This is a genomic window from Streptomyces sp. NPDC005820, from assembly GCF_040630255.1.
In the GTDB taxonomy this organism is placed as follows: domain Bacteria; phylum Actinomycetota; class Actinomycetes; order Streptomycetales; family Streptomycetaceae; genus Streptomyces.
Genome location: NZ_JBEXXE010000013.1, coordinates 98,148 through 111,077, shown reverse-complemented (window position 1 = coordinate 111,077; position 12,930 = coordinate 98,148). Strand labels below are relative to the sequence as shown.

Genomic DNA, 12,930 nt, shown 5'->3' with positions numbered 1-12,930 from the left:
GGATGGACAGAACGGGAAGACCCCCGGCTCTCCTTCCCCGCCTGCTTCACCCCATCAGGTGACGAAAAGACCACTCATCCCGTCGGTGGCCGGACCAGCCCCTTTCCATAGGCGTAACGCACCGCCTGCGCACGGTCCTTCAGCCCTGTCTTGGTGAACATGTTGTTGATGTGGGTCTTCACCGTCGCCGTGGACACCTGGAGCCGACGGGCGATCTCCTGGTTGCTGAGGCCCTCGGCGATCAGCGTCAGCACCTCCGTCTCCCGCGTGGTGAGACCGTCCGGTGGGGCGGCCGGCGCGACCGGTTCCGGCTCGGGTGCCGACAGACGCTCCAGCAGCCGCCGCTGCACGCTCGGCGACAGCCCCGCGTCCCCGGACAGCACACTGTGCACGGCCCGCACGATCTCGTCCCCGCCGGCGTCCTTGGTGAGATATCCCCGCGCCCCCGCCTGCAGTGCCGGGAACAGGGAGTCGTCGTCCGCGTACGTCGTGAGGACCACGACCTGTGTCCCGGGGTGCTCGGCGCGGATCCGCCGTGTCGCCTCCACCCCGTCGCAGCGGGGCATCCGCAGATCCATCAGCACCACGTCCGGCGCGAGTTCCGCGACGAGTCGCACGGCCTCGTCGCCGTCCGCGGCAGCCCCCACCACCTCGACTCCGGGCAACAGCCCGAGCAGCATCACGATGCCCTCCCGGACGACGGTCTGATCGTCCGCGACCACCACCCTGGCCGGCTTCCGCTCCGCCGTCTCCGTCATACCGGCACCTTCAGCGTCACCACGAACCCTTCCTCGTCCGGCCCGGCGTCCAGCGACCCGCCCAGCAGCTCGGCGCGCTCGCGCATCCCCAGCAGACCGTACCCGCCGCCGGCCTCGGCGAGTTCACCCGGTGAACCCCCCGAGTCCCGCACGTCCAAGGTCACTTCATGCGGGTCGTACTCCAGCCGCATCCGCACCTTGGCGCCCGGAGCATGCTTCCGGACGTTCGTCAGGGCCTCCTGGGCGACCCTGCGCACTGCCTGCGACGCCTCGGCCGGCAGTGCTCTGCGGTCACCCACGACGGTGACCTCGGCACCGTCGTCCGCGCGAACGAGGTCGGTAAGGAAGTCCTCGAGCGGCGTCAGATCGCCGCGCAGCGCGGACAGCGCGTGCCGGGTCTCGTCGAGGCCGTCGCGGGCCATTCCCCGGGCCGCCACCACCCGTTCGAGGATCTGCTCGCGGCCCGCACCTCTCTCGATCAGCAGCCGGGCGGCCTCCAGATGCACCAGCTGCGCCGAGAGGCTGTGGGCCAGCACATCATGGATCTCCCGGGCGATCCGGGCCCGCTCGGCGAGCGCGGCCGACTCCGCCTCCGCGACCCGCGCCGCGCGCTCCTGGGCGAGCAGCCTCTGGGCGTTGCCCCGGGCCTCGGCATCCAGGCGCAGGGTGTATCCCGCGAGAGCCATCCCGCCGACCGTCGCGGCCGTGGTCAGCCATACGTCGTTGTTGACCGCCGCGTACGAGGCGAGCGCGACCGAGGCGACAGGGAGCGCCGCCGCCAGGGGCATCCGTTCCAGCACCGCGATACAGCAACCGCACCACACGACGAGGGCGGGTTCCCGGAATCCCACGGCCTGGGCTGCGACGGCGAGTCCCAGCAGGAGGAGGATCACGGCCAACGACGGCCAGAACCGGTGCTGGAGCGTGGTCCGCCAGAAGCACCAGGCCAGCCCGCCGGTCACCAGGACTCCCACGGCTCCGGCGATCGCGACCCAGCCGTGCACACGGCTGCCGTGGAAGGCGCCCCAAAGGAGGATGCCGAGAAGCAGCAGCCTCACCACCCAGGCGAGCAGGCGCCGGGGAGTGGTCGTCCCCTGCCGGCTCAGCGCCTCCCGAGAGGGCCAGCGCGTCCAGGCGTTCTCCGTCACACGCGCTCCTTCCACGTGGTCCGGGCCGTCCGCTCACCGTACGCCGTGCTCTCCACAGGGGTCCGGTCCAGACGCTGCACGCGCCAGATCAGGATCCCGGAGCGGACCAGCAGAGTGCTCGCCAGCGCCAGCATCAGGGCCGAGCTGTCCTGATGGACGCCGAACAGCGTGCCCAGCGCGAACAGTCCCGCGCGCAGGCCTATGCCGAGGATCCAGACGCCCACGCTGGCCTTGGTGCTCCTGCTCCACACCGCGCCGTCGGCCTCCACCCATATACGGGTGGTCCAGGCCCAGCCGGCTCCCGTGGCCAGGCCGACCAGCAGTTCCGCGCCGAGGACCAGGGCCGACGCAATGGGGTGGTGGGCGTCGAGCAGGTGGGGCTCGCGCAGGGCTACGACGGCCAGGATCATCGGGAGGATCCACCACCGCCGGTCCGCGTCGACACGGCTTGCGCGGAACTGCCGCACGATCACCAGCGCGGCCACGGCCACGATCACCAGTGCGTCGATCAGCCCGGACATCACGCCTCCGTGAGCGAGAAGGGGATGCCGGCAGCGAGTGCCGCCGACGCCTACGACGCTACGGATTCGCGCAGGTCAGCGGATCGGAGCCAGGGTGGATCATGGGTGGATCCGCACCGCCGTGGAACTCCACCCCCGGGTGGAGGACCCGGCGCGAGAGCGGCGCGGCCGAGCCGGCGCCGGACCGTAAGCCGACGGGGCTGATTCCACCCGGAACCAACCCCCGCCGTACCGATCTTCCAGCGGCCGGTGCGCGGCCTGACGCCCCGCCGCCCACCGGGACGGCCTGCACCGGAGCCTCCCCCGGCGCAGGCCCGGGCCCCGGGCCCGGCGACTACGCGTCGATACGCGACCGGTCGAGGGTCGCCGCCGAGCTGGAGATGAACTCCTTGCGCGGCGCGACGTCATTACCCATGAGCAGGTCGAACACCTGCTCGGCCGCCTCCAGGTCGGAGAGGTTGATGCGGCGCAGGGTGCGGTGGCGCGGGTCCATCGTCGTCTCGGCCAGCTGGTCGGCATCCATCTCGCCGAGGCCCTTGTAACGCTGGATGGAGTCCTTGTACCGGACGCCCTTGCTCTGGAACTCCATGAGCTTGTCGCGCAGCTCACGGTCCGAGTAGGTGTACACGTACTTGTCCTGACCCCGCTTGGGCTGCACGAGCTCGATGCGGTGCAGCGGCGGCACCGCGGCGAACACGCGACCGGCCTCGACCATGGGCCGCATGTAGCGGTGGAACAGCGTCAGCAGCAGGGTCCGGATGTGGGAGCCGTCCACATCGGCGTCGGTCATCATGATGATCTTGCCGTAGCGGGCGGCGTCGATGTCGAAGGTGCGCCCGGAGCCGGCCCCTATGACCTGGATGATCGCGCCGCACTCGGCGTTCTTGAGCATGTCCGTCACGGACGACTTCTGGACGTTGAGGATCTTGCCCCGGATCGGCAGCAGTGCCTGGAACTCGGAGTTCCGGGCCAGCTTGGCGGTACCGAGCGCGGAGTCGCCCTCGACGATGAACAGCTCGCTGCGGTCGACGTCGTCGCTGCGGCAGTCGGCGAGCTTCGCGGGCAGCGAGGAGGACTCCAGGGCCGTCTTGCGGCGCTGCGCGTCCTTGTGCTGACGGGCCGCGATGCGCGTACGGGCGGCGGCGACCGCCTTCTCCATGACGACACGGGCCTGGGCCGCGGCGTCGCGCTTGGTGCTGGTCAGGAACGCCTTGAGCTCCTTGGAGATCACGGTGTTCACGATGCGCCGGGCCGCCGAGGTGCCGAGGACCTCCTTGGTCTGGCCTTCGAACTGGGGCTCTGCGAGGCGGACGGTGACGACCGTGGTCAGGCCTTCCAGGGCGTCGTCCTTGACGATGTCGTCCTCGGCGACGCGCAGCATCTTCTTGGTGCGCAGGACCTCGTTCATGGTGCTGGTGACGGCCGTCTCGAAGCCCGCGACATGCGTACCGCCCTTGGGGGTGGCGATGATGTTCACGAAGGACTTCAGGGTCGTGTCGTACCCCGTGCCCCACCGCATCGCGACATCCACTTCGAGCTCGCGGGTGACCTGGGTGGGCGTCATCTGCCCGTGCTCGTCCAGGACCGGGACGGTCTCCCTGAACGTGCCCTGCCCGGTGAAGCGGAGGACGTCGCAGACGGCCTTGTCCGTGGCCAGGTACTCGCAGAACTCACTGATGCCGCCGTCGAAGCGGAAGGACTCCTCGCCCTTGCTGCCGCCCTCACCGAGGCCGTACTCGTCGCGGACGACGATGGTCAGGCCGGGCACCAGGAACGCGGTCTGGCGGGCTCGCTGGTGGAGGTTCTCCAGCGAGAGCTTGGCGTCCTTGAGGAAGATCTGGCGGTCGGCCCAGTACCGCACGCGTGTGCCGGTGCGGGCCCTGGCGATCTTCTTGGTCTTGCGCAGGCCGCCCTGGGCCTCGAACTTCGCGTCGGGGCCGTCCGCGGCGAAGGCACCCGGCGCACCGCGCCGGAAGCTGATCGCGTGCGTGTGTCCGCTGCGGTCCACCTCCACGTCGAGGCGGGCCGAGAGGGCGTTGACGACGGAGGCGCCGACGCCGTGCAGACCGCCGGAGGCGGCGTAGGAGCCGCCGCCGAACTTGCCGCCGGCGTGCAGCTTGGTCATGACGACCTCGACGCCGGAGAGGCCGGTCTTGGGCTCGACGTCGACGGGGATGCCCCGGCCGTTGTCGCGCACCTCGACCGAGGCGTCGTCGTGGAGGATCACCTCGATGTGGTCGCAGTAGCCCCCTAGGGCCTCGTCCACGGAGTTGTCGATGATCTCCCACAGGCAGTGCATCAGACCACGGCTGTCGGTGGATCCGATGTACATGCCCGGGCGCTTCCGCACGGCCTCGAGGCCCTCGAGGACGAGCAGGTGCCGCGCGGTGTAGTTGGAACCGTCCCGGTCTGCTCCTGCCAGCAGCGCAGTGGACGGCACGGACGTTTCGGCGGTCACGCGGTTCGCTCCTCGCTGAATTTCAGGTGGGGCCCTTCTGGGTAAGGGCGCGGCTTCGTTCGCCGCCAAGAGGGTACCGAGGCCTGGTAGAGCCGTTGTCACGCCACCCTCGGTCTGAACTCAGACTAGTCCAGGGTCGCATGCGTGTTCGATCCCTCGTTGGAGTGAAGTACATATCACGTTCCCTTCGAGGCATGAACCATTTAGGCTCCGGGCACGTCCTCATGAACAAACCGGCAATCCAGCCGGGGAGGATCGAGACCATTGACCGACAGCGCGAAACCGTAAGCACCACCGAGACGCAATACGGCACATTCGCCGCCAAACCGGCAGCAGACGGCCGCCTCGAAGATTTTTTTCGAGGAGAAGCCACGAGCGGGAACGTTTTGGGGCTGGTTGGATGTTGACCCTGGTACGACAGCTCGTCGAGCTAGAGAAGAGGCGACGTGACTACTGTTCTGACCCCCGCGAGCCCGCTGACGGCCGCTGACCGCTGCGACCGCTGCGGCGCCCAGGCGTACGTGCGCGTGGTCCTGCTCAGCGGCGGAGAACTGCTCTTCTGCGCCCACCACGGCCGCAAGTTCGAGCCGGAACTCAAGAAGATCGCCGCTGAAATACAGGACGAGACGGAGCGGCTGACGACCGTTCCCGCATCCGCCTCCGACGAAGAGCGCTGATCCGACGCGTCCACGACGAGCCACATCGGCACAGGCCGGTACGCGGGCGGTGGTCCCTGGAAACAGGGATCGCCGCCCGCTCTCGTGGCTTCATGATCCGCGGACGCGCCTGACACGCTCCCCGGGCGGTGACACCGCCCACAGGGGCGGGAGGGGCCGGCCCAGACGTTGTCAGGGAGCCTTCTTTCCGCTCCCTTGTGAGGCCTTGCCCCGGCCCAACGTCCGGACGATCTCGGAGACGCGGGTGTAGACCCCCGGACTTCCCGGCCTCCCGCAGCCGCTGCCCCACGACACGAGCCCGATCAGCCGGCCCCGTGCGACCAGCGGCCCACCACTGTCCCCCTGGCAGGCGTCCCGCCCGCCGCGTTCCTCCCCGGCGCACACCATGCTCGCGGAGAGGTACTTGCCGTCGGCCGAACCCGGATACGCCCGCTCACAGAGCGCGTCGGCCAGCACATGGACGTGGGCGGCCCGCAGCCGGCGGGGATAGGCGCCGAACCCCGTGGTGTCGCCCCAGCCGGTGATCACGGCCTCCGTTCCGGGCCGGTACGCAGCGTCGCCCGGTCCGGCGAGTCCGATGGCCGACGTCCTGGGCAGGGCCTCCGCGAGGGTGAGCACGGCGAAGTCGCCGGCGTTGCTGCCGCTGTCGTACGCCGGGTTCACCCGGATCTCCCGTACGGCGATCTCCCGGCCCTCGTCCGAATACAGGTCCGTACGGCCCGTGACGACCTTAAGGTCGCGGGCCCGGTCCGGCGGCGCCCCCAGGACGTCCTCGCCCATGCAGTGGGCCGCCGTGAGCACGGTCGTGGGGTCCACCACGACCCCGCCGCAGAACTGTCCCGACCTCATACCTCCGAACCGGTCACGACTGGACAGCGCGACCGTCCACGGGCTCTGGGCGGCTTCGACGGGGAATCCGCCCAGGACGACGTCGGAGGCCGCGGGGGCGGCGGACAGCAACGGTATGGCCACTGCCGTGGCCGCCAGTGCCAATGGCCGGGCCAGTGCCCGGACAAAGCGACGACGCATGCACACTCCTCACTCAGAAGTGATCGATGAACACCCAGAGTGATCCACTGTGCGACACCCCGCGACCGCGCGCCCACGCCGAGGGCCCCTACTCATGCCGAAGGCCCGGCTCCCCCGAGGGGGAACCGGGCCTTCCGCGTCGTACGGCCTCGACCTGGGTCGTGCTGCCGATGCGGTCTAGTCGAGGTAGTCGCGCAGGACCTGCGAACGCGACGGGTGGCGCAGCTTCGACATGGTCTTGGACTCGATCTGGCGGATGCGCTCGCGCGTCACGCCGTACACCTTGCCGATCTCGTCGAGGGTCTTCGGCTGACCGTCGGTGAGACCGAAGCGCATCGAGACGACGCCCGCCTCGCGCTCGGACAGGGTGTCGAGGACGGAGTGCAGCTGCTCCTGCAGGAGCGTGAAGCTGACCGCGTCGGCCGGAACGACGGCCTCGGAGTCCTCGATGAGGTCACCGAACTCGCTGTCGCCGTCCTCGCCCAGCGGGGTGTGCAGCGAGATGGGCTCGCGGCCGTACTTCTGGACCTCGATGACCTTCTCCGGGGTCATGTCGAGTTCCTTGGCCAGCTCCTCTGGGGTGGGCTCACGGCCCAGGTCCTGGAGCATCTGGCGCTGCACGCGCGCGAGCTTGTTGATGACCTCGACCATGTGCACCGGGATACGGATGGTGCGGGCCTGGTCGGCCATGGCGCGGGTGATCGCCTGACGGATCCACCAGGTGGCGTACGTGGAGAACTTGTAGCCCTTGGTGTAGTCGAACTTCTCGACCGCGCGGATCAGACCGAGGTTGCCCTCCTGGATGAGGTCCAGGAAGAGCATGCCGCGGCCGGTGTAGCGCTTGGCCAGGGAGACCACGAGGCGGAGGTTGGCCTCCAGGAGGTGGTTCTTGGCGCGGCGGCCGTCCTCGGCGATGATCTCCAGCTCGCGCTTGAGCTTCGGGGCGAGCTTGTCGGCGTTGGCCAGCTTGTCCTCGGCGAACAGACCGGCCTCGATGCGCTTGGCGAGCTCGACCTCCTGCTCGGCGTTGAGCAGGGGGACCTTGCCGATCTGCTTGAGGTAGTCCTTGACCGGGTCGGCGGTGGCGCCGGCGGCCGCGACCTGCTGGGCGGGCGCGTCGTCCTCGTCCTCGTCGGAGAGCACGAAGCCGGCGCTCTCGGCGCCCTCGGGCTCGTCGCCGCCCTTGGGAGCGTCCTCGATGACCTCGTCCTCGAGGACCTCGGCGTCGTCCTTCTTGGCGGTGGTCTTCTTCGCGGCCGTCGTCTTCTTGGTGGCGACCGTCTTCTTCACGGCCGCCGTCTTCTTGGCGGGCGTGGTCTTCTTGGCAGCCGCCTTCTTGGCGGGGGCGGCTTCCTCTGCGGGGTCGTCCACAGTGGGTGCGGCCGGCGCAGTCGCGGTGGTGGCGGTGGCCTTCCTCGTGGTCACCGTCTTCGCCGCGACCGTCTTGGTGGCGGTGCGCTTGGCCGGACTCTTCGCTGCGACGCTCTTTCGGGTGCGCTTGGGCTCCGCGGCACTGACCATCAGCGTCACACCCTCTTCCTCGAGGATCTGGTTGAGGCTGCGCAGTACGTTCTTCCACTGAGTGGCCGGAATCTGGTCAGCTTCGAAGGCCCGACGCACATCGTCGCCGGCGATCTGCCCCTCAGCCTTTCCCCGCTCAATGAGCGCCATGACAGAGACGGACTCGGCGATCTCCGGCGGGAGCGTACGGGATGTGCTGGCCGACACGAACAACCTCTCGGAACGTTGGAAAACGGCTTCCGGCCCCGTCCACGGCGGACAGGAGCCGACCACCGGCCTGGGGGTGGACCGACGGTGCGGGCGGGGGGCCGGGAAGATGCACAGCGCCTTGAACGGCGTCCGTATTCCCTCCTCGGCTGTCACCTCTTAGGTCATCGCGTTGTTTCCACAAGCGTTACGCCCAATCTTCGTGGCCCGAGTCACACCGCGTAAGCGCTCAAAAACGGCCAGACACGGGCAGAGGTGGTCACCCGTAGTACGTACCCAGGTTGCCGCGATCCACCCCGGTCCGGGTCGAACCGTCGGACCCCGCGACCCCCGAGCGGGGTTCTGCGGGGTCCGACGCCGAAGGCGGGGAGCCGGCCGAGGACGGCGGAAGAGGGGGAGGACATCCCCGGTCGCACCTCCCGCGGCGGGCCGTCAGTGCTCGCGCGGCGCCGGCACGACGCGCTCCACCTCGGGGTGCACGGTGAGCAGCTGCCGCATGGCCGCCTCGGCCGCACCGCCGTCGGCCGCGGCCAGGGCGTCGACGATCCTGGCGTGGTGCGCCAGGGACGCCTCGGTCGGCCGGTCGCAGCCCGTGACCGGGCCTCCGGACACCTGCAGGGCGGCCGAGACGATCCCCGAAAGATGCTCCAGCATGCGGTTGCCTGCGACCTGGATGAGCAAGGTGTGGAACTCGGTGTCGGCCCGGGAGTACGTCAGCGCGTCGCCCTGCCCCATGGCGTGTCCCATGATCTCGACCATGTCGCCCAGTCGCTGTTGGACATCGTCCCGCCCGTGCCCCGCGGCGAGACGGGCGGCGAGCGGCTCGATCGTCCAGCGCAGCTCGCTCAGCTCGCGCCGCTGGTCGTCCCGCTGCGGTCCGAAGGCCCGCCATTCGATGATGTCCGGGTCGAGCAGGTTCCAGTCGCTGACGGGACGCACGCGCGTGCCGACGTTCGGCCGGGCGCTGACCAGGCCCTTGGCCTCCAGCACACGCAGCGATTCACGGACGACGGTACGGGAGACCTCGAAGCGCTGGCCGATCTCCTCGGGCACCAGCGGACGGTCGGCGCCGAGGTCACCCGAGACGATCATCTGGCCCAGCTGCTGGACGAGTTGGCCGTGCAGCCCGCGTCCGCGGCTGCCCGCGGTGCGCCGGCCCACGCGGCCCAGCTCGGGGTCCGCGCCCTCCCAGACGGGGGCTCCCACGCGGTCGGCCACCGGAGCGTCGGCGTAGGGGTAGCGGTCGAGTTCGCCCGGGCCGGCCAGACCGGAGTCGGCGGAGCGGGCGGCGGTCATCATGGTGTGCGCAAGGGTACTCACGGATCCTTTGTCGGCGTCGCCTCCAACTCCCTTGAGGTCTTTGGTGAAAAGCACACGAAAGGGTGATCGCTCACCCCGTCGCAATTGACGCCTTATCGGAAAGAAACGGGCGTTCTCCGGGTAGTTGTGCACACGCCAGGACAGGATGGGTGCAGATCAATCGTCACCGGACCCGGCTCCGCAGGTTCACCAGCGCATACGCGCCCAGCAGCGCGGCCAGCGACAACGTCATTGCCCCGCCCACGGGTTGGGCGATCACCCGCAGCGCGGCGAACAGATAGCGCTCTCCACCGAAGGGCCACTGGACGAGCAGCACCTCGCGCAACCGCAGCGAGAAACCGGCCGCGGTCCGCACGGACGCGTGCTCCGCGGCCCTTTGTGCGACGGGTACCACGGCGACCGGCACGGCCAGCACCGCCGCGAGTCCGGCCGTGGTCGACCGGAACACACCGGCCGCGAGGACACCGGCCCAGGCGCAGCCGATCACAAGGGCGAGCCAACTCGCGCTCAGCGAAGCCCACTCCGCGGGAACCTGCGCGAGCTCCCGTCCGTAGAGGAGGTAGAGCACCTCGGCGTCGCAGCCCACGGTGAGGAAGGCCAGCAGCAGCGCGGTGAGCCCGGCGACGAGGAGCTTGGCGCTGAGCAGCCCGAGCCTGCGGGGCACGGTGCCGTTGTCGGCGGCCAGGGCGGGGTGGCGGAACTCGTCCCCGAAGGCGAGCGCACCGAGCAGTCCCGCACCGAGTGCCGCCGGCGGCAGCGGCAGCTGCACGGGCCACGCGGCGAGCAGCCGCGCCTGCGAGGTGTGTCCCGCGCGCGCCAGGAGTACGGCGATGAGGGCGGAGGAGAGGAGCACGGCGGCGCCGGTCAGGAAGCTGGTGCCGATTCCGGCGGCACGGCGGAGTTCGTAGCGGAGGGGGCGCAGGGGACTGGGGGCGGAGCGGACGGAGATCGGAGGCGGCAGAGCCGACACGGAGTCGAGATTTCCCGGCATGGTGGCGAAGCGTGATGCCCGGGAGGCGGAGAGGATCCGGCGTCTGCCTCGCAGCGTGCGGCCCGACTTCTTCGGCGACCGGGGGCCGTCTGCGTCGGAGTCGGCGGCGGGCTCGGGGAAGGTCAGCTGCTCGGCGACCGCCAGGGGCAGAGGCAGGAGCTCGGGCTTGGTGGCGAGTTCGAGAGCAGTGGCGTCGGCCGGCACCGGGTGCGGGGCCGGCCCGGCGGCGGGTGCCGTGACGGGCTCGGGCCGGGTGGCACGACCGGAAACCGCGTCAGAGAACGCCGAGCGGGCATCGGTCAGCGGGCCGGCGGGTGCCGCTGTCACCTCGGACAGCGAGCCGACAGCGGGAGTCGGCTTCGCCTCGGACGCCGATGCGTCATCGGAGCCTGGTGCGCCCTCCGGATCGCCGTCCTCCGCGCGTACGCCATCCCCCGCGCGTACGCCGTTCTCCGTCCGTACGACATCGGAGTCGCCCGAATCAGAAGGGTGCGGCTCGGGAACGGCGCCCGGGCCCATGTCACCTGTCTCGTCGGCGAGTTGGTGGACGAGGATGCCGTGCCGGAACGCCGTCTCACCGACCTCCGCGCATGTACTGCCGTACACGCAGAGCCGGTTGCCGTCCTCCTGGACGACCTCGACGGAGCGGTGCCCGGTGCGTGCTTCCTTGGTGAGCAGGGCGGCCAGGCGGGCGGCGTGCGGGCTGCGGACGGCCACACGGGGGCGCAGCCGGGTGCGGGCGAAGTCGGTGACCTCCTGGTCGGCGACGAGCCTGCCCTGTTCGAGGGTGACGACCCGGTCGGCCGTGCGGACGGCCTCCTTGGGGTCGGCCGTGGTCATCAGCACCGTGCCGCCGTGGGCCGCATGCGCGCGCACCATGCCGTGCAGCCAACGGTCTTCGCGGCCGGAGAGCCCTTCCGCCGGTTCGTCGAGCACGAGGGTGTGCGGGTCCGCGAGGAGGGCGCAGGCGAGCCCCAGCCGCCGGTCCATGCCCCGGGAGAGGGTGCCGAGGCGCTCGTCCCGCAGGCTGATCAGGCCGACCACCTCCAGCACTTCGTCGGCGCGGCGAACCGGAACCCCTGCGGCCGCGCAGAGCATGCGCAGATGACCGCGGACGGTACGGGCCGGGTGCCCCGGCACATCTCCGAGCAGGACGCCGACCTCGCGTGAGGGGTGGGCGATGCGGTGCAGGGGGCGGCCTCTGAAGTAGGTGAGACCACGGCCCTGTTGGAGTTCGAGCATGAGTCTGAGCGCCGTGCTTTTTCCCGCGCCCGGCGCTCCGAGCAGCACGGTGACGCGGCCCGCACGTGCCTCGAAGGAGACGTCGTCGACGGCGGCTGGAAGCTCCTTGCGGGAGTCGCTGGTCAATCCGAAGGCCTGGATCACCTTTAGCAAGATAGCGCGCCATATGAGGTTTTTCCGGACACAGCATGGCCGACGGGGCGGGCCGATTGGCGCGTCCGACCCGCCTTTTCTCAGCCCTGCGGTCGACTCCCCTGGGCGGGTGAGCAGTTGCGGTGGCTCGGCGTCACACCTCGGGGCGCAGCATCGGCGGGTTGAGCAGCGTCGCGCCCCCGGCGCGGAAGAGCTGGGCGGGGCGGCCGCCCTGGCGCGTGGTGGTGCCCCCGGTGGGGACCAGGAAGCCAGGGGTGCCCGTGACCTTGCGGTGGAAGTTGCGTGGATCGAGGGCGACGCCCCAGACCGCCTCGTAGACCCGGCGCAGCTCGCCGACCGTGAACTCGGTGGGGCAGAACGCGGTCGCCAGCGAGGAGTACTCGATCTTGGAGCGGGCGCGCTCCACCCCGTCCGCGAGGATCTGGGCGTGGTCGAAGGCGAGGGGCGCGACGGGTTCGCCGTCACGGCCGTAACCGCCCTGCTGCAGCAGTTCCTCGACCGGCGCCCAGCGCGCGTTGCTCGCGTCGCCGCCGGCTCGCGGGGCGGGCAGATCTGGGGCGAGCGCGAGGTGGGCGACGCTGACGACGCGCATCCTGGGGTCCCGCTTGGGGTCGCCGTACGTGGCGAGCTGTTCCAGGTGGGCGCCGTTGTCGTGGGCCGGGGCGTCGGGGTCGTCGGCCCGCAGTCCGGTCTCCTCCGCCAGCTCCCGCGCCGCCGCCTGGGTGAGGTCCTCGTCGGCCCGTACGAAGCCGCCAGGGAGCGCCCACCGGCCCTGGAACGGCGGCTCTCCGCGGCGCACCGCCAGTGCGCACAGGGCGTGGCGGCGCACGGTCAGTACGACCAGGTCCACTGTGACGGCAAAGGGCGGAAAGGCTGACGGGTCGTAGGGCATGCGGCGATCATAG

The 12,930-nt window shown here is 70.4% G+C and carries 10 protein-coding genes; 1 reads left to right on the top strand and 9 read right to left on the bottom strand.

What is annotated here, in order from left to right:
- Positions 1–74 precede the first annotated feature (74 nt).
- The 4 genes from ABZ464_RS17975 to ABZ464_RS17960 all read right to left on the bottom strand — a co-directional run bounded on the left by ABZ464_RS17975 (position 75) and on the right by ABZ464_RS17960 (position 4,885).
- Positions 75–758: a response regulator transcription factor gene (locus ABZ464_RS17975; protein ID WP_359277659.1), complete on the bottom strand. Its 684-nt coding sequence runs from the start codon at positions 756–758 to the stop codon at positions 75–77.
- A complete protein-coding gene (locus tag ABZ464_RS17970; RefSeq protein ID WP_359277657.1) occupies positions 755–1,906 on the bottom strand; it encodes a histidine kinase in 1,152 nt (383 codons plus the stop codon). The genes ABZ464_RS17975 and ABZ464_RS17970 overlap by 4 nt, the downstream gene beginning before the upstream one ends.
- Complete coding sequence (locus tag ABZ464_RS17965; RefSeq protein WP_359277654.1) at positions 1,903–2,427, bottom strand: DUF1453 domain-containing protein; 525 nt, start codon at positions 2,425–2,427, stop codon at positions 1,903–1,905. The genes ABZ464_RS17970 and ABZ464_RS17965 overlap by 4 nt, the downstream gene beginning before the upstream one ends.
- A gap of 334 nt (positions 2,428–2,761) precedes the next feature.
- Positions 2,762–4,885: a DNA topoisomerase IV subunit B gene (locus ABZ464_RS17960; protein WP_359277651.1), complete on the bottom strand. Its 2,124-nt coding sequence runs from the start codon at positions 4,883–4,885 to the stop codon at positions 2,762–2,764.
- A 446-nt stretch (positions 4,886–5,331) separates the two neighbouring features.
- Between ABZ464_RS17960 and ABZ464_RS17955 the strand changes: the two genes are divergently transcribed.
- Positions 5,332–5,562, top strand: coding sequence for a hypothetical protein (locus ABZ464_RS17955; protein WP_067247462.1), 231 nt, complete (start codon positions 5,332–5,334; stop codon positions 5,560–5,562).
- Between the two features lie 171 nt (positions 5,563–5,733).
- Here the strand turns inward: ABZ464_RS17955 and ABZ464_RS17950 are convergent, their stop codons facing one another.
- The 5 genes from ABZ464_RS17950 to ABZ464_RS17930 all read right to left on the bottom strand — a co-directional run bounded on the left by ABZ464_RS17950 (position 5,734) and on the right by ABZ464_RS17930 (position 12,917).
- A complete protein-coding gene (locus tag ABZ464_RS17950; protein WP_359277648.1) occupies positions 5,734–6,591 on the bottom strand; it encodes a serine protease in 858 nt (285 codons plus the stop codon).
- A gap of 177 nt (positions 6,592–6,768) precedes the next feature.
- Positions 6,769–8,319 (bottom strand): RNA polymerase sigma factor, encoded by a 1,551-nt coding sequence (locus ABZ464_RS17945; RefSeq protein WP_359277645.1) that lies wholly within the window; start codon positions 8,317–8,319, stop codon positions 6,769–6,771.
- Positions 8,320–8,751: 432 nt separating this feature from the next.
- Positions 8,752–9,639 carry an FCD domain-containing protein gene (locus ABZ464_RS17940; RefSeq protein ID WP_359277642.1) on the bottom strand — a complete coding sequence of 296 codons (888 nt, stop codon included), beginning with the start codon at positions 9,637–9,639 and terminating at the stop codon, positions 8,752–8,754.
- A gap of 163 nt (positions 9,640–9,802) precedes the next feature.
- Positions 9,803–12,016 carry an ATP-binding cassette domain-containing protein gene (locus ABZ464_RS17935; protein WP_359277639.1) on the bottom strand — a complete coding sequence of 738 codons (2,214 nt, stop codon included), beginning with the start codon at positions 12,014–12,016 and terminating at the stop codon, positions 9,803–9,805.
- A 142-nt stretch (positions 12,017–12,158) separates the two neighbouring features.
- On the bottom strand, positions 12,159–12,917 hold the full coding sequence (locus tag ABZ464_RS17930) for an NUDIX hydrolase (protein WP_359277636.1): 759 nt from the start codon (positions 12,915–12,917) through the stop codon (positions 12,159–12,161).
- Between the last annotated feature and the right edge of the window lie 13 nt (positions 12,918–12,930).